The sequence below is a fragment of the Bradyrhizobium sp. SZCCHNR1043 genome (assembly GCF_032489675.1).
GTDB lineage: Bacteria > Pseudomonadota > Alphaproteobacteria > Rhizobiales > Xanthobacteraceae > Bradyrhizobium.
Genome location: NZ_JAUEYN010000010.1, coordinates 192,853 through 214,330, shown reverse-complemented (window position 1 = coordinate 214,330; position 21,478 = coordinate 192,853). Strand labels below are relative to the sequence as shown.

At 65.0% G+C, this 21,478-nt stretch carries 13 protein-coding genes and 1 pseudogene; 8 read left to right on the top strand and 6 right to left on the bottom strand.

Annotated features, from left to right (window positions below; genetic code table 11):
* Positions 1-36: 36 nt before the first annotated feature.
* Positions 37-3,249, bottom strand: a complete 3,213-nt coding sequence (locus tag QX039_RS19090) for an Rne/Rng family ribonuclease (RefSeq protein ID WP_409998873.1) — start codon at positions 3,247-3,249, stop codon at positions 37-39.
* 806 nt (positions 3,250-4,055) lie between these two features.
* Here QX039_RS19090 and QX039_RS19080 point away from each other — a divergent pair.
* From QX039_RS19080 to QX039_RS19060, 5 genes and pseudogenes are all read left to right on the top strand, one after another.
* The gene (locus QX039_RS19080; RefSeq protein ID WP_315738309.1) at positions 4,056-5,381 is read left to right on the top strand and encodes an N-acetylmuramoyl-L-alanine amidase; all 1,326 of its coding nucleotides are present in this window, start codon (positions 4,056-4,058) and stop codon (positions 5,379-5,381) included.
* 214 nt (positions 5,382-5,595) lie between these two features.
* A complete protein-coding gene (locus QX039_RS19075) occupies positions 5,596-8,103 on the top strand; it encodes a penicillin-binding protein 1A (RefSeq protein WP_315737782.1) in 2,508 nt (835 codons plus the stop codon).
* Positions 8,104-8,220: 117 nt separating this feature from the next.
* Positions 8,221-9,355 (top strand): peptide chain release factor 2 gene (gene prfB, locus QX039_RS19070; RefSeq protein ID WP_315737783.1). Its coding sequence is split into 2 segments (ribosomal slippage): positions 8,221-8,289 and positions 8,291-9,355, totalling 1,134 coding nucleotides; the frame shifts between segments, so codons are not numbered across the junction.
* A pseudogene (locus QX039_RS19065) lies at positions 9,334-10,239 on the top strand (NAD(P)-dependent oxidoreductase); the annotation flags it as partial. The gene prfB and the pseudogene QX039_RS19065, both read left to right, overlap by 22 nt.
* A gap of 88 nt (positions 10,240-10,327) precedes the next feature.
* On the top strand, positions 10,328-11,251 hold the full coding sequence (locus QX039_RS19060; protein ID WP_315737784.1) for a DMT family transporter: 924 nt from the start codon (positions 10,328-10,330) through the stop codon (positions 11,249-11,251).
* A gap of 15 nt (positions 11,252-11,266) precedes the next feature.
* Here QX039_RS19060 and upp read toward each other — a convergent pair whose 3' ends face one another.
* Both upp and QX039_RS19050 read right to left on the bottom strand, forming a co-directional pair.
* The gene (gene upp / locus QX039_RS19055; RefSeq protein ID WP_315737785.1) at positions 11,267-11,902 is read right to left on the bottom strand and encodes a uracil phosphoribosyltransferase; all 636 of its coding nucleotides are present in this window, start codon (positions 11,900-11,902) and stop codon (positions 11,267-11,269) included.
* Between the two features lie 53 nt (positions 11,903-11,955).
* Positions 11,956-13,683: a cation:proton antiporter gene (locus QX039_RS19050; RefSeq protein ID WP_315737786.1), complete on the bottom strand. Its 1,728-nt coding sequence runs from the start codon at positions 13,681-13,683 to the stop codon at positions 11,956-11,958.
* Between the two features lie 25 nt (positions 13,684-13,708).
* On the opposite strand from QX039_RS19050, the gene QX039_RS19045 reads away from it, so the two are divergent.
* A complete protein-coding gene (locus tag QX039_RS19045) occupies positions 13,709-14,263 on the top strand; it encodes a DUF3124 domain-containing protein (protein ID WP_315737787.1) in 555 nt (184 codons plus the stop codon).
* Between the two features lie 12 nt (positions 14,264-14,275).
* On the opposite strand, the gene QX039_RS19040 is transcribed toward QX039_RS19045, so the two are convergent.
* Positions 14,276-16,426, bottom strand: a complete 2,151-nt coding sequence (locus QX039_RS19040) for a methyl-accepting chemotaxis protein (protein WP_315737788.1) — start codon at positions 16,424-16,426, stop codon at positions 14,276-14,278.
* A gap of 798 nt (positions 16,427-17,224) precedes the next feature.
* Between QX039_RS19040 and QX039_RS19035 the strand changes: the two genes are divergently transcribed.
* Positions 17,225-18,067 carry a hypothetical protein gene (locus QX039_RS19035; RefSeq protein ID WP_315737789.1) on the top strand — a complete coding sequence of 281 codons (843 nt, stop codon included), beginning with the start codon at positions 17,225-17,227 and terminating at the stop codon, positions 18,065-18,067.
* Here the strand turns inward: QX039_RS19035 and QX039_RS19030 are convergent.
* Positions 18,029-18,406, bottom strand: coding sequence for a very short patch repair endonuclease (locus QX039_RS19030; RefSeq protein WP_315772259.1), 378 nt, complete (start codon positions 18,404-18,406; stop codon positions 18,029-18,031). The genes QX039_RS19035 and QX039_RS19030 overlap by 39 nt on opposite strands.
* Before the next feature lie 35 nt (positions 18,407-18,441).
* Entirely contained in the window at positions 18,442-19,614 is a 1,173-nt protein-coding gene (locus tag QX039_RS19025) for a DNA (cytosine-5-)-methyltransferase (RefSeq protein WP_315738310.1), read from the bottom strand.
* Positions 19,615-20,054: 440 nt separating this feature from the next.
* On the opposite strand from QX039_RS19025, the gene QX039_RS19020 reads away from it, so the two are divergent.
* Positions 20,055-21,302 (top strand): LysM peptidoglycan-binding domain-containing protein, encoded by a 1,248-nt coding sequence (locus QX039_RS19020; RefSeq protein ID WP_315737791.1) that lies wholly within the window; start codon positions 20,055-20,057, stop codon positions 21,300-21,302.
* The last annotated feature ends 176 nt before the right edge of the window (positions 21,303-21,478 follow it).

Sequence of the window (21,478 nt, the reverse complement as noted above, 5' to 3'; positions counted from 1 at the left end):
GGGCGCTTTGCATTGAAGCGTCGGAAAGCGGGGGGCTTACTGCCCGCCACCGAAACGGCGGGACCACCAGCCGGCCCGGCGCGGGGCCGCAGGGGACGAGGAATCGGTGGCCGCCGGCTCGGTGGCAACCGGCTCGGACGCAGCGACGTCGACAGCCGGAGCGGGCGCGCTGCTCTCGGCGACGTTGACGGCCGAAACCGCGCTCTCGGGCCTGGGCTCGGTGAGGAAGCTGACCTTCTCGCGAACCGTCGAACGGCGCGGGGTCTTCTCGGATTCCGTCTTCGGAGCCTCGGTCTGCTGCACTTCGGGTTGTCGAGGAGCAGCCTGGGGCACGGGCACGGAGGCGTCAGCGATGGGCTCGTCGGCCTCGGCTGCGGCCGCCGCATGGACCGGCGCCGCGGGTTCGGCCGGCTCTTCCTCGTCGTGGCGGGAAGCGCCATTGCCGTCGAAATCGGCCACGGCGGCTTCTGCCTCCGATGCCGAAGCCGGCGCTAGCTCGTCGCCGATTGACGCGGCGAGACCTTCTTCCGCGCCACCGCGCCGACGGCGACCGCCGCGGCGTCCACGCCGGCGCGGACGCCGCTCGCCGCCAGGCTGATCCGTCTGCTCGCCTTGGGCGAACGCAGGCTGTTCCTCCGACTCGTCGTCTTCGCCGTCGGAGTCCTCGGCTGACTGCTCGGCGGCAAGGCCCGGCTCTGCGGGCTGCAGTCCGGCCGTTCCTTCAGGCAGCGTGCCCTCGCGGGTCTCGCCGCCGCGGCCGCGCCGGCGCCGTCGCCGCTTGCGGCGCGCGCCGTCCCGCTCGCCGTCGGCAGCGCTGCCGTCGGCCGCGTCCTCGGACAGACCTTCGGTCTCCTCGGTCTCGACCTCGGATTCCGTCTCGATGTCGAACGTCTCCTCGTCGTCGAAGACTTCCTCGGCCACCAGCGGCGGCGCGGAGGCCTGCGCCGCGAGCAGCGCCTTGGCGGCCTCGAGCGTATGCACCTGCTCGCCGCGATCGATGATGAAGGATTGCTGGCCGCTCACAGTCGGATCGGCGATGACCGCGAGCGACACTTTGAAGCTGTTCTCGAGGTCGCGCAAATGGCCGCGCTTGTGGTTGAGCACGTAGAGCGCCACCTCGGTGCGGGTGCGGACCACGAGGTTGTGGGTCGCGCCCTTCATCAGCGTCTCTTCGAGGCTGCGCAAGAGCTGCAGCGCCACCGAGGATACCGAGCGCACGTGGCCGGTGCCGCCGCAATGCGCGCACGGCTCGGTCGAGCTTTCCAGCACGCTGGCGCGGATGCGCTGGCGCGACATCTCCAGCAGGCCGAAATGCGAGATGCGGCCGACCTGGATGCGCGCGCGATCCTGCCGCAGGCAGTCCGACAGCTTGCGCTCGACGGAGCGGTTGTTGCGCTTCTCGTCCATGTCGATGAAGTCGATGACGATCAGCCCGGCGAGGTCGCGCAGCCGGAGCTGGCGCGCCACTTCCTCGGCGGCCTCCATATTGGTCTTGAGCGCGGTGTCCTCGATGTGATGCTCGCGCGTGGCGCGGCCGGAGTTCACGTCGATCGAGACCAGCGCTTCGGTCTGGTTGAGCACGATGTAGCCACCCGAGCGCAGCTGGACGGTCGGCGAGAACATCGCGTCGAGCTGGCTCTCGACGCCCATGCGCGAGAACAGCGGCTGGCCGTCGCGATACTGCTTCACCGCCCGGACGTTGGTCGGCATCAGCATCTTCATGAAGTCGTGCGCCTCGCGATAGCCGGCTTCGCCGGCCACCAGGATTTCGTCGATCTCCTTGTTGTAGAGGTCGCGCAGCGAGCGCTTGATCAGCGAGCCTTCCTCGTAGACCAGGGTCGGGGCCTGCGACTTCAAGGTCATGTCGCGGACCGTTTCCCACAGCCGCAGCAGATATTCGAAGTCGCGCTTGATCTCGGGCTTGGTGCGGTTGGCGCCGGCGGTGCGCAGGATGACGCCCATGCCCTCGGGCACGTCGAGGTCCTGCACCACTTCCTTCAGCCGCGAGCGGTCCTGCGCCGAGGTGATCTTGCGGCTGATGCCGCCACCGCGCGCCGTGTTCGGCATCAGCACGGCGTAGCGGCCGGCCAGCGACAGATAGGTCGTCAGCGCCGCGCCCTTGTTGCCACGCTCCTCCTTCACGACCTGCACCAGCATCACCTGGCGGCGCTTGATGACCTCCTGGATCTTGTACTGGCGGCGCGGGCGGAAGGTGCGCTCAGGCACTTCTTCCAGCACGTCATCGCCGCCGACGGATTCAACGAGCTCTTCCTCGATCTCTTCGCCGTCGTCCTCGTCGTCCTCGTGGTCGCCGGACCCGGATTCGGCGCCGTTGTCGTCGCCCGGCACGATCGTGACGCCGTTGCCGTCATGCTCGGCTACGGGCGCGCCGTCATCGTGGTGATCATGTTCGTCGTGATCGTGATCGTCATGGTCGTCATGACCATGCTCGTCATGATCATGGCTTGCATGGTCATATTCTTCGTCGTGCTCTTCGGCGGCGACAGCGGGGCTGGCCGCCTCGGCAGAGGTCGCGTCGCCGTTCTGCGCGACCGCGGTGTCCGCGGCTTCGCCGGCGGGCTGTTCCGCAGCCGCCACACGGTCCTGCGCGGCGACGGCATCATGCGGCTCGTCGGCCTGGTCGCGCGATTCGTCGGCTGCACCGTGGTGAGCTTCGCCCGGCGCGTCCTGACCCTGGGCCTTGACCGGGCCCTCGGAGAAGCCCTGCGCCTCGCTGGGATCGGTCGCGTCGGCGTGCGGCTGATCGTCCTGCGCATAGGCGTGGTGCTCATGCGCCTCGTGGTCGGCCTCATGCCCTTGGGTCTGGGCAGGGAGGCCTGCCTCGGCGGCCTCGACGATCTCGCTCTGAACCCGTTCGCCGCTGCCGCGGCGTCGCGAACTGCGGTGCCGGTTGCGGCGGCGATTGGAGCGGTTCTCGCTTTCCTCTTCGGCTTCGCGATGCGCGCGCTCCTCGGCCTCGATCAGAGCCTGCCGGTCGGCGACCGGGATCTGATAATAGTCCGGATGGATTTCGCTGAAGGCCAGGAAGCCGTGGCGGTTGCCGCCATACTCGACGAAAGCGGCCTGCAGCGAGGGCTCAACGCGGGTAACCTTGGCCAGGTAGATGTTGCCGCGGAGCTGCTTGCGTTGGGCCGTTTCGAAATCAAATTCCTCGACGCGGTTGCCGCGGACGACAACGACCCGGGTCTCTTCCGGGTGGGTAGCATCGATCAACATCTTGTTGGGCATATTGGAACTCTTGGAGGCGACGGGCGCGATTGGCCGCGAGCGCGTGGCGCGCTGTCGGATGACGCGACGGTCCACCTGATTCGGGGGTGAGGGGAAGGCCTAAACGCAGCTGGTCGCGCCGCGCCAACCCTGATGCCGGCGGGGCGATTGGCCGGGCAGGGGTCTGGCCCCGCATCGGCGCGGATCGTCCGCTGGTCATGGTTGGCAACTCAGTCTGGCGCATCAAGCGTCGGCCCGTCTGGAATACGTGGGCGGCAGCGGGTGCCGCCTTGCTCTGTTGCCGAAGGCCAGATTGCGCCGAAACGCTTGCCTGGATCGAATACCCACCCTGTCACGGGTGCGGTATCAGGCTATACCGTGTCTGACCTGGTGCCCGGGCGGTCTCTGCGAGGAGGCGCCTGACAGGCGCCACTCGGCTCGTGACCGGCTCTCCGTTGCGGCCGCGCGGGATCGCGCAGGCTTTGGTGGAGCGTCGGAAAGGCGCTGGAATCTCCGCGACGATCGAGGACCCGATACCGAGCACCTCGATCACGAAGCTTCCGGCGTTTCACCGGGAGGTTGAACGCGACACAACCGGCAGTAAGGATTAGCCTTCAGCCCTTCGTACATACGAGGAATGGTCAGGTCGCGCAAGCGAAGCGTCGCGGAACCGCAACAATCGGTGGCCTTTAACGAAAATGACAAAATTTGGCGGTTAACCCCTGGGATTGGTTGCGGTAAGACCATCCCGCGGAGGCATCGATTTGGCAGCTGGCCGGGCGAATTACCTTTCTTTGCTGGGATGCGCGTCGCTGTGCGTCACGCAAATGTTATGTGCGGCCGTCATTCCGGCCCGCGCCCAGAGTGGGCCGGTCGGCCAGGTGCCGCCTGCCGTGGTCGGGCCCGGGTTCCCGATCGCCACCGATGCGCGGGTCGCCGGCGATTCCCGACAGACTCGATTCGTGCTCGATCTCGACCGGACGGTGCCGTTTCGAGCCTTCCTGCTCAGCGAACCCTATCGCGTCGTCGTCGACCTGCCCCAGGTCAGCTTTCATCTGCCCACCGGAGCCGGGACCAGCGGCCGGGGTTTGGTGAAGGCGTTCCGCTATGGGATGGTGATGCCCGGTGGGTCCCGCATCGTGTTCGATCTCACCGGCCCGGCCCGAATCGCCAACTCCACGGTGCTTGATGCCGCCAACGGTCAGCCGCCGCGGCTGGTGCTCGAACTGGAGGAGGTCGACGAGGCGACCTTCGCCCGCGCCATCGGCAGCGACAGTCGTCTTGCCGCCAGGCCTGCCGATTCGAGTTCGGCGACGGCGTCGGTCGCTGTCGCAGGAAACCCTGCGCCGCCGGCAGTCCGGCCGCCGCCGACCACGGTTGCCATCGCCCCCCCTCCGACGGATGGCCCGCCGGACACCCGGCCCGTGATCGTGATCGACCCCGGTCATGGTGGCGTCGACTACGGCACACAGGGCGGGGAGGTGCCGGAGAAGAATCTGGTGCTCGCCTTCGGCCAGGCGCTGCGCGACCGGCTGGAGCGGTCGGGCAAGTTCCGCGTGGTCATGACCCGCGACGACGACACCTTCATCCCGCTCGGAGACCGGGTCCGCATCGCCCAGAAGCAGTCGGCGGCGCTGTTCGTCTCCATCCACGCCGATGCGCTGCCGCGAGGTGAGGGCACTGCGCAGGGCGCGACCATCTACACGCTGTCCGACAAGGCGTCCGACGTCGAGGCGGAACGGCTGGCCGAGGCCGAGAACCGCGCCGACCAGATCGGCGGGGTCAATCTGACGGAGGAGCCGGCTGACGTGGCCGACATCCTGATCGATCTGGCCCGCCGGGAAACGCGGACGTTTTCCAACCGGTTCGCCCGTCTGCTGATGAACGACATGAAGACGGCGGTGCATATGCATAAGCGTCCGCTCAAATCGGCCGGTTTCCGCGTGCTCAAGGCGCCCGACGTGCCATCCGTGCTGGTCGAACTCGGCTATGTCTCCAATAAGGGCGATATGGGAAACTTGGTCTCCGACGCATGGCGGTCGCGCACGGCGGACGCAATGGCGCGGGCGATCGATGCCTTTCTGGCCAAGCGCATCGCCAATGCGGGCCCCGACAGGCCGGACAAGCCGGGGCCGGTACGCGCAAAGCCCTAGTTTGGCCACAGCAACATCCCTATAAACGTGCTGCGAGGCACCCGGAATCAGTGAAGATTCCTTCTCGGCAGACTTGTGATAGGCTTGACCGTGCGTTTCTCTGGCATGGGTCACGCGGCATTGCAGCCGACCGTGTGATTTTTGGCGGTAGCGCCCGTGGGTGCGCCGCGTCCGAGCCGAGAGACGAAACAAGAGTTGGAACGGATATTCGCCGATGCGCTTTCTGGTGCGGTTTTTGGGCTTCCTGTTCGCGGCCGGTACCGTCTTGTTCCTGGTCGGTGTGGCAGCAGCGGCCGGCCTGATCTGGCATTTTTCCAAGGACCTGCCTGATTACTCCCAGCTGCAGGATTATGAGCCGCCGGTGATGACGCGCGTGCACGCGGCCGACGGCTCGCTGGTCGGTGAATATGCCCGGGAGCGTCGGCTGTACCTGCCGATCCAGGCGGTTCCCAAGCTCGTCATCAACGCCTTCCTCGCCGCCGAGGACAAGAACTTCTACGAGCATGGCGGCATCGACTTCACCGGCATGGCGCGCGCTGCCGTGGTCTACGCCCAGAACTTCGGCTCGAATCGCCGCCCGCAGGGTGCCTCGACGATCACGCAGCAGGTCGCCAAGAACTTCCTGCTGACCAACGAGGTGTCGTTCGCCCGCAAGATCAAGGAAGCGCTGCTGGCGATGCGCATCGAGCGCACCTACTCGAAGGACAAGATTCTCGAGCTCTATCTCAACGAGATCTATCTCGGCTCCGGCGCCTACGGCATCGCCGCGGCGTCGCTGGTCTATTTCGACAAGTCGGTCAACGAGCTGACGGTGGCCGAGGCCGCCTATCTGGCGGCTCTGCCGAAGATGCCGGGCAGCCTGCATCCGATCCGGAATCGCGACCGCGCCATCGAGCGCCGCAACTACGTCGTCGATCGTCTGCTTGAGAACGGCTGGATCAAGCAGGCCGACGCCGACAAGGCGCGCAAGGACCCGCTGACGATCGCGAGCCGCAACACCGGCGCCCACATCTTTGCAGGTGAATATTTTGCCGAGGAAGTGCGCCGTGACATCTTCGAGCGTTATGGCGAGAAGAAGCTCTACGAGGGCGGCCTGTCCGTCCGGACGACGCTCGATCCGAAGATCCAGGTCATGGCGCGCAAGGCCATGGTCGCCGGACTCGTGAGGTACGACCAGGAGCAGGGCTATCGCGGGCCTGTCTCCAAGCTCGATACTTCGGGCGATTGGGGCGTGAAGCTCGCGGACATCAAATCGCTCTCGGACATCTCACCGTGGCGGATGGCCGTGGTGCTCGAGACCAGTGACCAGTCCGCCCGCATCGGATTCCAGCCGCCGCGGGAGCTCGGCGGCGCCGTCAGCAAGGAGCGCCAGACTGGCCTGATCACGCTCGACGGCGTGAAATGGGCGCGGGCTGCGACGGCCAATGGCCGTGGCAAGGTGCCGACGTCGGTCGCCCAGGTGCTGCAGCCGGGCGACGTGATCTATGCGGATCCGCTGTACAAGGAAGGCAATCCGGTCGAAGGCCAGTATCGCCTCGAGCAACTGCCCGAAGTGTCCGGCGCGATGGTTGCCATGGATCCGAATACGGGCCGTGTGCTCGCGATGGTCGGCGGCTTCTCCTTCGACCAGAGCCAGTTCAACCGGGCAACGCAGGCCTACCGGCAGCCCGGATCGTCATTTAAGCCGATCGTCTATTCGTCAGCGCTCGACAACGGCTATACGCCGTCGACCCAGGTCGTCGACGCACCGATCGAGATCGACCAGGGGCAGGGTGGCCAGGTCTGGCGCCCCGAAAACTTTACCAACGGCAAGTATCTCGGGCCCACGACCTTGCGCAACGCGCTGCGCCTGTCGCTGAACACGGTGACCGTGCGTCTGGCGCAGGACGTCGGCATGCCGCTGATTTCCGAGTACGCCAAACGGTTCGGAGTCTATGACGAACTGCCGAATTACCTGTCCTACGCACTCGGTGCGGGTGAAACCACGGCCATGCGCATGGTCACGGCCTATTCGATGATGGCCAATGGCGGCCGCCGGGTGAAGCCGACGCTGATCGACCGGATCCAGGATCGCTACGGCCACACCATCTTCAAGCATGATGCCCGCGAGTGCCGCGGCTGCGACGCGCCGGACGGCTGGAAGAATCAGAGCGAGCCGCAACTGGTCGACCGCCGCGAGCAGGTGCTGGATTCGATGACCGCCTATCAGATCACCTCGATGCTCGAGGGTGTGGTGCAGGCGGGTACGGCAACCGTGCTCAGGGAGGTCGGCAAGCCGATCGCCGGCAAGACCGGCACCACCAACGAGGCCAAGGACGCATGGTTCGTCGGCTTCTCGCCGGACCTCGCCGTCGCGATCTACATGGGTTACGACAAGCCGCGGCCGCTCGGTAAGGGTAATGCCGCGACCGGCGGTCATCTGGCCGCGCCGATCGCAAAAGATTTCATGAAGCTCGCGCTGGCCGACAAGCCGGCCACGCCCTTCAAGATCCCGGCCGGCATCAAGCTGGTGCGTGTCGACGCCAAGACCGGCATGCGGGCGAGCCCGGGCGACGGCGGCCGTACCATCATGGAGGCGTTCAAGCCTGGTACGGCGCCGCCGGACAACTACTCGGTCATCGGTGTCGCCGACGCCGATGGACGTGTGATGCCGTCGCAGGGCGGCGGCCAGCCTGATGCGGGCAGCTTCATCATCCGTCCGGGTACCGGTAGCCTCTACTAGACCGGCGAAACTGTGCTGGTGCGGTGCAGAGCGATTGCGCTTTGCGCCGAGCGCCGTTACATCCCCCTGTGAGAGATGATGCTGCGGCGCTTCGAGCCGTGGCCTGAAGAGAGCGACATGCGCGCCGAAATCGAGAAAATCGTAGAAGAGATCAAGCAGTCGGTCGGGCTGCTGAGGAGGCATCTTTGACGTCGAGACATCGACGGCAAGGCTCGCTGAGCTGAACAAGCTCGCCGAAGATCCCAATCTCTGGAACGACCCCCAAAAAGCTCAGCGGCTGATGCAGGAGCGGACCTCGCTGGAGGATTCGCTGACCGGCATTGGCAAGGTCGAGCGTGAGCTCAGCGACAACATCGAGATGATTGAGCTCGGCGAGGCCGAGAACGATCCGGGGGTCGTCACTGAAGCCGAGAATGCGCTCAAGGAGTTGAAGAAGGAGGTCGCGCGGCGCGAGCTCGAGGCGCTGCTGTCCGGCGAGGCCGACAAGTTCGACACCTATCTCGAGGTCCATGCCGGCGCCGGCGGCACCGAGAGCCAGGACTGGGCGCAGATGCTGCTGCGCATGTACACGCGCTGGGCCGAGACCCACGGCTTCAAGGTCGAGTATCTCGAAGAATCGCTGGGTGAAGAAGCCGGCATCAAGTCCGCGACCATCCAGATCTCCGGCCATAACGCCTATGGCTGGCTGAAGACGGAAGCCGGCGTGCATCGCCTGGTCCGAATCTCGCCGTTCGATTCGAATGCGCGGCGCCACACCTCGTTCTCATCGGTGCAGATCTTCCCTGTCATCGACGACAGCATCAAGATCGACATCAAGGAGTCCGATGTCCGCGTCGACACGATGCGGTCGGGCGGCGCCGGCGGCCAGCACGTCAACAAGACCGAATCGGCGGTGCGGCTGACGCACATCCCGACCGGCGTTGCCGTGGTCTGTCAGGCCGGTCGCTCACAGCACAAGAACCGCGCTCAGGCCTGGGACATGCTGCGCGCACGTCTCTATGAGATCGAGTTGAAGAAGCGCGAGGAGAAAGCGGCGGCCGACCAGGCGGCCAAGACCGAGATCGGCTGGGGTCACCAGATCCGTTCCTACGTGCTGCAGCCGTATCAGATGGTGAAGGATCTGCGCACCGGCGTGCAGACGTCCGACACCGCCGGCGTGCTCGACGGCGATCTCGACGAGTTCATGGCGGCGACGCTGGCGCAGCGCGCGTTCGGCACGACGCCAGGCGCTGCGATCGAGGACGTCGATTGAGCGTGGCGCGCGTTGCCTTCATCGGGCTCGGGCGCATGGGCCATGGCATGGCCGGTCGTTATCTCGACGCAGGCTATTCCGTCGCGGTCTGGAATCGCAGCCGGGCGAAGGCGGAGGATCTGATCGCGCGCGGCGCGCGCTGGTCGACCTCGCCAGCTGATGCGGCAATCGATGCCGATGCGGTCGTTACGATGGTGGCTGATGACGACGCCTCGCGCGCGGTGTGGCTCGGGCCGGATGGCGCCGCGGCCACCATGCGGGTCGGCACGATCGCGATCGAATGCTCGACCGTGTCGCGCGACCATGCGCTGCGCCTGTCGCGCGAGCTGGATGCGCGCGGCGTGACCTATCTCGACTGCCCGGTGACCGGGCTGCCCGACGCGGCCGCGAGCGGCAAGCTGACCTTGCTGGTCGGCGCCGACGCCGCCGATCTCGACCGCGCGCGGCCGTATCTGGCGCCGATCGGCTCGACCATTCGCCATTTCGGGCCCGTGGGCGCCGGGACAGTCTACAAGCTGATCAACAACCTGCTTGGCGCGATGCAGATCGCAGGTCTCGCCGAAGGCCTCGCGATCGCCGAGCAGGCCGGGCTCGACATGCATCTCGTGCTGGAGGCGATCAAGGGCGGGGTCGTGGCGAGCCCGCAAGTTCTGCGCCACGCGCCACGCATGATCGCGCGCAACTTCGCCGACGCGAGTTTCACCGCGGCGCTTCGTCACAAGGATGCAGCCTATGCGCTGCAGCTTGCAGAGGAGTTGCTCGGCGAGCGTCCGGTCATGGCCCAGGCGGCCGTGGATTCTTATGCCCGGGCGAAGGCGGCGATGCCTGATGAGGACGAAGGCCGCATGATCGAGCTGGTTTCGCGGCCGAAGGATCCGTCCTAGGGCGGGCGTCAGCGCCAACGGAAAGCGGGTGGACCTTGCTCCGCTTCATCTGCAACGTTCGCGCGGACATCGAACAGCGGCTGCGGTGATGACATCCCTGAACGACAACATGAACGCGCGGGATTGGTGGCTGCTCGGCCTGCTGTCGCTGCTGTGGAGCGGATCTTTCATCTTCAACGGCCTTGCCTTGAAGGAATTGCCGCCGCTGACCCTGGTGCTGCTGCGCATCGTGCTGGCGGCCGCGATCCTGCTGCCGGCGTTGCGACTGCGCGGGCTCGGCTTTCCCAAGGGGGGTGCCGGCTGGCGACCGTTCTTCGCCGTGGCGCTGTTCAACAATGTCGTGCCGTTCTGCCTGATCGTGATCGGCCAGACGTTCATCACCTCCGGCCTTGCCTCCGTCCTCAATGCGACGACGCCACTGTTCACGATCGTGGTGATGGCCGCCGTGGGAGAGGAAAGGCTGTCGGCCCGGCGGGCAGCGGGTCTGGTCGTAGGCTTCATCGGCGTCGTGATCCTGCGAGGTGGGCCGGGGCTCGACGGCTCGGGAGGCGGCTACGGCATTCTGTTCGGTCTCGGCGCGTCCCTCAGCTACGGTATCGCCGCGCTGCTGGTGCGCCGCCATCTCGCCCATTCGCCGCCGCTTGCGACCGCCACCTTCCAGCTCTCGGCTTCCAGCGTGATGATGCTGGCCATCGCCGCTGTCGTCGACCAGCCATGGCGTCTTCCAATTCCCGGACTGCAGACCTGGCTCGCGGTCATCGGGCTTGCGGCGCTGTCGACGGCCTTCGCCTATATCGTGTTCTTCCAAATCCTGCGCCGCTCCGGTGCAACCAACGTGACGCTGGTGACGTTGTTGATCCCGTTGACGACCATCCTGCTCGGGTCGCTGGTGCTCGGCGAAAGCATCTCGTTGCGGGAGATCGGCGGTGCGCTGGTGATCGGGAGTGCGCTGCTGGTGATCGATGGTCGCATCTTCAGCGTCATTCGTCCTTCGCCGCGACCGTCCTGCTGAACCGCTCGCGCACGATCACTTCGTGCCGAACATCCGATCGCCAGCATCGCCGAGACCGGGCACGATGTAGGCGTGGTCGTTCAGCTTCTCGTCGATCGCGGCGGTCCAGATCGGAATGTCCGGATGCTCCTTCTCGAATTGCGCGATGCCCTCAGGTGCCGCCAGCAGGCAGACGAAGCGGATGTCGCGGGCGCCGCGCGCCTTCAGCAGCTCGGCCGCCGCGCAGGCCGAATTGCCGGTCGCAAGCATCGGGTCCATCAGGATCACGGTGCGGTCGGTCAGGTCCTGCGGCGCCTTGAAATAGTACTCGACGGCCTGCAGCGTCTTCGGGTCACGGTACAGGCCGATATGGGCGATGCGCGCGGACGGCATCAGCGCCAGCATGCCGTCGAGGAAGCCGACGCCGGCGCGCAGGATCGGCGCAAGCGTCAGCTTCTTGCCGGCGATCTTCGGCGCCTTCATCGGCGCGATCGGCGTTTCGATGTCGACCAGCTCGAGCGGCAGGTCGCGCGTGACCTCGTAGGCCAGCAGCATGCCGATCTCGTTCAACAGCTCACGGAAGCCCTTGGTCGAGCGGTCACGCTCGCGCATCAGCGAGAGCTTGTGCTGGACCAGCGGGTGATCGACGACGTGAACGTTCGTGTTTGCCATGCTTCAAGTCCAGCGGGATCGGAGATTCTGTGGAAGATGGATGCGCGCCGGCCTCATGGCAGCACCTCGCGGCGATCGGCGAGCATGGCCTCGGCCTCGTTGCGGCGCTCCGACAACAGCCCGGCGCTGGCGTCCTGGATCAGGTTGAGCAGAACCTGCGCATCGCTGAGCCTCGGCACCGTCACATAGTCGGCGCCGGCGTCGTAGAGATCATTGACGTCCGCGAGCAGGTCGGCGGTGGCGACGATCTTGGCCGTGGCATTAATGCTGCGGACGTGCCGCACCAGCTTCTCGTTGTTGGCGCCCTTGAGCAGCGAATCCGGGATGCTCAGGATGATCAGCTCGGCCTGGCCGACCCCCGCATGAACCAGCGTGTCGACATTGCTGATGTCGCCATAAGTCACCTGGATGCCGCGATCGGACAGGGTGCGAAACACCACCGGATTGAAATCGACCACGCCGATCTGCTCCAGCAGCGCCGGCTGGTTGCGCTCGATCTCGCTGAGCAGCGCGCTTGCCGTGCGGAAGAATCCGAGGAGAACGATCGGCCGTCCGGCGCCGTGTCCGCCCTCATGGCCGGCCTCGCCGTCCTTGCTTGCATCGAGGTCGCGCAGACCGATCCGCTTGAGCAGCGGGATGCTTCGCCGCGCGATCGGATCGGAGCGAACGATGACGAAGGTCGAGAGCACCGCGAGCAGCACGAAGGCAAAGGACGCCGCGCTCGACGTGCCGTTCTTGAGGTGACCGGCGGCGGCTCCGGTCTGGATCACCACCAGCGAGAATTCGCTGATCTGGGCAAGGTTGAGCGCCGGCAGCAGGCTGGCGCGCAGGCCCTGCCGCATCATGTACAGCGGCGTGAACGTGGTGAGCAGCCGGCTCGCCACCGTGAACAGCGCGATCACCAGCGCCAGCCCGACAACGGACATCGTCGGGATCGGGATGGTCATGCCGAGCGCGACGAAGAACAGCGTGATGAAGAAATCGCGCAACGTCGTGACCTTGGCGGTGACGTCGAGCGCATAGGGGAAGGTCGATAGCGAGACGCCCGCGACCAGCGAGCCCATCTCGCGTGACAGGTGCAGCCTTTCTGCGATCTCGCCGATCAGGAAGCACCAGGCCAGCGCGCCGAGCAGGATCAGCTCCGGGGTACGCGCGATGCGATGGAACACCGGCGGCAAGACGTAGCGGCTGAGGAGCAGGGCGATCGCGACCAGCGTGCCGGCGCGGGCGAACGACAGCAGGATCACGCTGACATGGAGGTCGTCGAGGCTCGGCTGCACCGCCAGGAACAGGATCGCGAACACGTCCTGCAGCACGAGCACGCCGAGCGTGATACGGCCGGGCAGGGTGTCGAGCTCGCGCTTCTCGTACAGCACCTTGACGATAATGACGGTCGAGGACAGCGCGCAGGCGACGCAGAGATAGAGTGCGTCGTAGCTCTCGGCGCCCATCCGCATGCCGATCGCGACGAAGAACAGGATGCCGAGCGCGGCGCCGCCGAGCAGCTGGACGCCGCCCGCGATGAGAATCACCGGGCCGGCGCGGATGATCTTCTTGAGGTCGATCTCGAGCCCGATCATGAACAGCATGAAGATCAGGCCGAGCTCCGAGATCACGGAAATCGACTCCTGGGACTTGACCCAGCCGGTGCCGAAGGGGCCAATGGCGAAGCCCGCGACCAGATAAGCGAGAATCGAGGGCTGGCGCCATTTATGCGCTGCCAGTCCAAGCACCCACGCAAACAGGATGCAGAGCGTGATGTCGCCGATCAGTTCATGCATGAAGCAACCCCCGAGGCGGCAACTTATGTCGTGCCGCCGCGCAAGGAAACCCGCAATCTGTCACATCCGGACCGGCGCATTCGCGCTGCTGCTCATCGCAGCTGCTGCGGCCGGCCCGGCGCAGGCCGCCGACGACGTGACCACCGCTTTCGCGAGCTCGCTGACGCCAGTTCCGGCGGAGCCCGTCACGGTCACGGGCGCCGTCTATGTCCCCGTCTATTCCAGCGTCGCGATGACCCCGGGCCGGGTCCAGGCCGATTTCTCGGTGACGCTGAGCATCCACAACGCCTCCGAGCAGCGGCCGCTGATCGTCCGGCGCATCAACTATTACGATACGGCCGGCACGCTGGTGGAGGCGCATCTGCGCGAGCCCGTCGCCTTGAGGCCGTTCGCGACCGTCGAGGTCTTCGTGCCCATCAAGGACACCCGCGGCGGCACGGGCGCCAATTTCGTCATCGACTGGGCCGCGACCGGTGAGATCGCCGAGCCCGTCGTCGAGGCGCTGATGGTCGGCGGCATCGGCGCCGGCCACTACGCCTTCATCAGTCAGGGCCGCCCGATCCGGCTGACCGGGCGGTGAGCGCGGGGCGGCTCAGGCCGCCCGCACGTTGCCGAGGAAACGGTCGACCTCCTGCCGCAGCCGGTCGCTTTCCTGCGACAGCGACTGCGCCGCCGACAGCACGTTGCCCGAAGCAGAGCCGGTCTGCGAGGCGCCGCGCTGGACGTCGACGATGTTGGTATTGACCTCGGTGGTGCCGCGCGACGCCTCCTGGATGTTGCGCGAGATCTCCTGCGTCGCCGCGCCCTGCTGCTCGACGGCGGCGGCGATGGTCGAGGAGATTTCCGACAGCCGCTCGATCGTCGTGCTGATCTCCCGGATCGCCGACACCGATTCCTGCGTCGCCGCCTGGATGCCCGAGATCTGCTGGGCGATCTCACCGGTGGCCTTCGAGGTCTGCTCGGCGAGCGCCTTGACCTCGGACGCGACCACGGCGAAGCCGCGGCCGGCATCGCCGGCGCGCGCCGCCTCGATGGTAGCGTTCAGCGCCAGCAGGTTGGTCTGGCCGGCGATGGTGTTGATCAGCTCGACCACGTCGCCGATCCTCGCAGCTGCCTTCGAGAGCTCGTTGACGCGGTCGTTGGTGGTGCGCGCCTGATCGACGGCGCCGTTGGCGATGCGCGCCGATTCCTGCACCTGGCGGCTGATCTCGGTCACCGACGAAGTCAGTTCCTCGGTGGCCGAGGCGACCGACTGCACGTTCGTCGCGGCCTGCTCGGACGCGGCGGCCACGGTAGTGGCGAGCTCCTGCGAGCGCGTCGCGTTCGAGGTCAGCGTGCCGGCGGACGTCTCGAGCTGTGACGACGCCGAAGATACCGTCTGCACGATGCCGCCGATCGCGCTTTCGAATTCGCTGGCGAGCTTGTTCATTCCGGCCTTGCGCTTGACCTCGGCCGAGTGCTGCACTGCCTTCACTTCCTCGCTGTTGAAGCGGACGATCGCCTGCACGGTCTGCAGGTTGCGCAGCGCCTCGCCGAGCTCGTCGTCGCGCTCCACCGGGATGCGGTTGTCGAGCTTGCCCTGGCTGATGTTCTGCATCGCGTCGTTGAGCACCTTGAGCGGCCGCAGCACCGCGCGGATGCTCTGCAGGCTGAACGTAGCACCGATTCCGATACCCGCCAGGATCATCACCGAAATGATCGCGAGCACCACCAGATATTGTCTCTCGGCCTCCTCGTAGAGCGTCTTGCCTTCCTTCACCTGGATCTGAACGAGCTTGTCGAGCTCGTGCTTGGCGGCCTCGAACAGATCATGCCCCTTGGTGGCGATATGCTGGCTCGCCTCGTCGAACTTGCCCTGCTCGAGCAGAGCCAATCCTGGCCTGATGCCTTCCTCCAGATAGGCCTTGCGCCTGATCGCGAAGGCATCGGCGACGATCTTCTCCTCCGGCGTCAGGTAGCTCGCCATGTAGTCGGCCCACACCTTGGTGATCCTGGCGCTGTTTCCGTCCACCAGCGCCCTGATGCCGTCGATCGGTTTTCCGGCCTTGCCGTTCGCCGCCGCGGACTGTTGCGACGACATGTTCTGCAAGGTGCGATCGTTGATCTCGAGCAATTGCGCCAGCGGGATCGTGCGATCCTCGTACAGCGACTTCATGGCGACGTTGGTGGAGCGGGTCGACAGCAGGCCGGCCGCGCCGATGATCAGCATGAACACGCCCAGCACCGCGGCCAAGGTCGTCAGGCGCGCCCTGAGCGTACCCGTGAACAGCGACAGGCGGTCGAACACCGAGCGGCGGCGGATGACGCCCGCGCTGATCGCGTAGCCCTGCGCCTTGTTCTGATTCAGCAGCCCGTAGACCTTCTCGGCCTCGGCGCGCTGCTCGGCCGGCAGCTTGGTGCGGATGGAGGTGTAGCCCGTGATCTCGCCATTCTCGCGGATCGCCGACGCGGTCGCCTGCACCCAGTAGAAGTCACCGTTCTTGCGGCGGTTCTTGACGGCGCCGGCCCACGGCTTGCCTTGCTTCAGCGTGTCCCAGAGGTTGGCGAATGCGGCCTCCGGCATGTCGGGATGACGGATGATGTTGTGCGGCTGGCCCATCAGCTCGTCCGGCGTAAAGCCCGCGGCGTCGACGAACTGGTCGTTGAAATAGGTCAGCTTGCCCTTGAGATCGGTGCGCGAGACGATCAGCGTCTCGTCGGTGATCGGGTATTCGTTGGACGTGACGGGTAGATTCTTGCGCACGGATATGAACTCCAGCTGCCCAGTCGTATTTGGTGTCGGAATGCCAACCTTGGAACTAACAAGAGGCCCCAATCCGTTAAAGGTTGCGTAAAAGATGGGCACCGTAGGACTACGCGTTGTGCATTGCAGTGGGGCGGGAGCTGGGCACCGCCTCAAACAACCAGCAATTGATACCGCATGCGAAATGCCTCGTGACGCATAAGCGTCCGAGCTTCGGGCAGCGAGCCCTCGAAACGAGGGCGCAGGGAATGCCGGGTGAAGGCCTCACCCATGGCCCGCCTGCGAAAAAAATGCAGGCGGCAGGTACCACAGGCAAAGCCGTAGCCGGCATTCCCTGCGCAATGGTTTTAACAACTTATACGCGATCTCCCCGGGGACCGGGCTTTCTTGCCCCCGTCATCCGCGCCGTGACTTTATCGGCACCGGCACGAACTTAGCGCCAGCATCGGGGCGCCAGGACCACGCGACTTCGTCGTCCGCGAGCGGCCATGCCCGTCGTGCATCGCAGCCCACGTCCACCGCAACCCGCCCCAACGTCCGTGACGACGCGTACGCCCCTCGCAACGAGGCGGGATGGCCGGATCATACACGAATTCTGTAAAAGCGAAAGAGGAAAGTTGGGGTTGACTGTGCGACCGGAACACCTCATCGGCCGAAAGCCGCGAATTTGGCGCATGATTGGTGTCGGGCACGGACGTATCCGCAAGTTGCGGAGACCCTGGTTTGCAGCTTTGCTCTTGGCAGGCGGCTCCTGATGGAGGAATCAGGTATGAGAGTGGTTTCGCGGAAAGGCAAATAATGAATGGGCCTGCAATTCTCGTCAGAACGCTCTCGTCGGAAAATCTGACCGATAGTTACGGAAACGCTTGGCAGTATCATTCGCGCAGTGATCGCCACTCCAAGGTCGCGTGTTGGGGCGTGATCTTTGACCTAATGGCAACGACACCGCTCCTGAGACGACATGTCGAAGAAGGCGCAGTGTGTTTCGGTATTAATCACGAAATGCGGGACTTCGTTCAGGATCGGAAGAAGAATCTCGACCTCGTGCTCTGCACGCCCGGCGGGCTGAGGACCAAGCACACCTTGGCAAGTTACGCAAAGGACTGCCAGATCGAATTGTCGGCACAAGAGCAGTCATTGTTCGAATCGTTGCCAGAATTGACGCGAGCGCCCGTTGGTTCGGTATTGATGGCGCTGGAGGCGAAGGCTTGCATGACCGCTCACCAGCGCGCCCTTCCGCGGCTCTACGACGAGCTGAACTCGTCTCACCTCACGGTCCATGGAGCGAGCGATCAGGCAATCGCGGTCGCCTTTACGATGGTAAATGTTGCAGAGACCTATCTCAGCCCTGATCTCAACAAGAAGAACAGATATTCCGATCCGCAATGGAGCCACCACAAACAGCCACGAGATGCTGAGCTCGCCATCGGCAAGATTAAGCAGCTTCCGCGTCGCTCGAAAGCCGGGGATGTAGGCTACGATGCGATCGCAATCGTCGTGGTTGATATGGCGAACGACGGGAGACCGGTCGAACTACTGGAAAAAGACCCAGCGCCTCAAAAAGGCGACATCTACCACTACGAGAGCATGATCAATCGGCTCTCAGGCATCTACGCGACGCGGTTCAAGGACCTTAGCTAGTCTGTTCCGAATTCGTTCCCGCTGACACTCCCACACGACGACCACACGAAACCCTGCCTTGCGAAGACTGATAACCGATCGCGCATCTCGCCTCCGGTTGTCACGAAACTTCGCAGTCCAAAAACCGCGATTTGATTTGGGGATCGTTGCTTTCGAGCAGTTCGTATGATGATGCCAGTAGCATCCGTTGACGAAGATTGCCCAGCGCCTCGAACGATTGGCAAAGTCCGGGCTTCCGGGAAGCTTCTTTACGTTCTTGCGATAATAGTGCCCGAGCTCGCGGAGAACGACTGCAACTTCCGTCTCGATCTTGGTCCCCCGCTGCCTTATACGCGCCATCCGGGCAGAAGATTCAGGGGTGAGACGTATTCGCTTCATTCCGCAGCGACTGCAAAGCCTCGCTGAACCACGTTCTCACGCGCCTCCATGCGGAGTAGATGACCGCGAAGCCGGTCCTGAAAACCGTCGGCAAAACGTAGCTTTGCCCGTTCCGTTCTCGAAAGAAAGCCTCGCGTGGCACGTGCCGACAACAGCTTTCCGTCATGCCGAAGAAAATCGGTCAAAGCTGGTCGCTCTTCCCATTTCGGGTACGCATTGATCTGAACCGCATGCCGACGATCACCGTCGAAACGTGCTGCCCTCGGCCATCGGCCGTTCGCCGGCATTTCTGCATCCCGCTTCATCTCATAATTTCCGGGGCGGTTGAGACGCTTTCCAAGCCACTTGGCCACGGGAACGCTCACAGCATTTCCAACTAGCGACCATCGGATCGAGGCTCGGGCAATGTCTTCGGCAGGACGCGTCCAGTTCTCCGGAAATCCCTGAAGGCGCTCTGCATCCCTGATGTCGGGCGTTATCACGTCGCCGCTCGGAAGCAGGATCGCCGGAGGCGAAGCAATACCAACCGTCGAACCGTTCTTCAACGTGGGGATCGAATCGGGAGCCCATCCGAGTCCTCGGATGCCTTCTGTCCAGTAAAATCCGTGGGCGTAGGCATCGAGGTCGGTTGGCAACACGCCAGGTTCCGCTTCATCTGCCAGAACGACCTTTGCCGGATCGACATCCGTCGTCGTGGCGACGAATAACACGCGTTCGCGCCTCTGCGGCAGGAAGGAGAGTGAATTTACGACACGATAGGCCCAACGATAACCGCGTTCTTCGAAGCACTCGACCAGAGTGCGCATCGCGCTCCCTCTATCTAGCTGCAACATGAAGGACACGTTTTCCAATACGACCCAGGGAACGCGCCCACAATCGAGAAGCCGAAACACTTCGCTGACCAACCCAGACCGTGCACCGCCAATCCCGGCAGTGTGACCCGCTTGGCTGAGGTCCTGGCAAGGAAATCCGCCAACCACCAAGTCGATCTCTCGAGGAAGCGCCTTCAGCTCACGAACGTCGTTCGGGCGCGGAACGTCCGGCATCTTCGTCGCGAGCACCGCCCTGGCGGGCTCCCAAATCTCGCAAAGCAAACTTGGTTCGTGACCAGCCGCGGCCAAGCCCCGCTCGAAGCCGCCAACCCCGGCAAATAAGCCAGCTACTTTCACTTCCAAGCCTAGTTTGAGGAATCGTACTTACGTCTCCATATCAAGTTCTTATTATGTTCTCAACCCCTCTCTGTCAGGAAAGCCTGAAATGCCCAGCTTATCCCCATGTCCGTTCCGCGGCAGACCCGCATCATGCCTCGATAAAGAATTGGCCAGTTTCATAGGTGCGACCTCGACAGGGTCACCTTGTACACTCCGGGCGGCGCAAAGAGAGATGAGCCAAATGCGGAGGCGAGACCGTGTAGCTCTCACGCCTCCGCCGGCCAAACCGCTTGGACGCAAATGGCGTGGGGGTATTCGGCTAAAGGGGATGCATGCCGAGCATGGGCCCGTTCAGCCGAATGATGGCGTTTCGGCGAACATGATGCTAAGGGCGAACCGAGCATCCTGCTGGCGGAGCCGTCGTCTCCGTGTTCGCCGCGAACAGGACGGAGCTACGCATGAGCACCGGAATCAGTCGAGGCGTGTTTTGGGCAGGCGGTTTCGTGGCCGCGCTCGCGGCGGGCGCTGCCGCGATCGTGCTGGCGCCTGGTATCGGTCTCGACCTTTCGATCTTCAAGCGTGAGCCGTCGGCCGCAAGCCCGACGGATGCTGCAGCACCGCGAGCGGCGTCTGCCCCAGCGGCTCCGGGCCGCGCGGTGGTGGAGCAGGAGCCGGCAGACCCGGGCGGCGCGAAGCAAGCTGCGGCCGCGCTGGCGACTGCCCGACAACAGGCTAGCGGTCTGGCAGCGCTGTTGGCGCCGGTCGCGCCAGCCGCCCTCGACAGCGACGAGCCGTCGTTCGACGTGGTCAGCGTGGAGCCCTCGGGGGAGACCGTGGTCGCAGGCCGGGCCGCGCCCGGCGCGACCGTCGAACTGCTGCGCAACGGCGAACCGCATGCGCAAACGGTTGCCGATCGATCGGGACAATTCTCCATGGTTCCGCCTCCCTTGCCGGCTGGAGCGTTCGACCTGACCCTGCGGTCACGGCAGCTCGACGGCCGCGAGGTGTCATCCAAGCAGAGCGTGGCCGTCGTGGTCGACGCCCGAAAGCAACCGCCTACGGTCGCGTTGATCGCGCCGGACCAGCCGACCCGCGTGCTGTCGAAGCCTGAGGGGGCGACGCCTCAGGCCGTGGCGATAGAGGCCGTGGACTTCGAGCCGAACGGAAATCTGCGCGTCAGTGGACGGGCCCGGCCCGGCGCGACGGTGCGGCTCTATCTCAACGATCGCCTGGTCAGCTCGGCCATTGCCGGTGCTGACGGTCGTCTCGCGGCGACCATCAAGGACGCCGCCTGGGGCAGCAAGGACCGGTTGCGGCTCGACGAGGTGGATGCCAAGTCGGGCACGGTTCAGGCCCGCGCGGAAGTGCCTTTGAACGTACCGGAGACGCTGACCACGGCCTCGCTGCCCGCGGCCGCCGGCCAGGGGAGCGCAGCCGCTCCCGCGAGCGCAAGCGCTCCAGGCGCGCGCACGCAGCTTGCGGCGGCATCGCCGGCCGACCTCAAGGACATGGCGGCATCACCCGCCCGCGGCGGTGGCGCCAGGACGATCACCGTGTCGCGCGGCGACAGTCTGTGGCACATCAGCCGGCGCCTGCTCGGCGAGGGCACGCGCTATGCGGTCATCTACCGTGCCAACCGCGAGCAGATCCGCCGGCCCGATCTGATCTATCCCGGCCAAGTGTTCGTGCTGCCGGCCAAGCGCTAGGCGGGGCTGAACTGACCGCTCGCGCAGATCCATGATTGAACCATCGCTGTCATCGTCCGCGAAGGCGGACGATCCAGTACGCCGAGACGTCGCGGTTCGCATCTTCTGCCGCGGAATACTGGATGCTCCGCTTTCGCGGAGCATGGCGAGGGTGGAGACGGCCAGACTTCCACCGC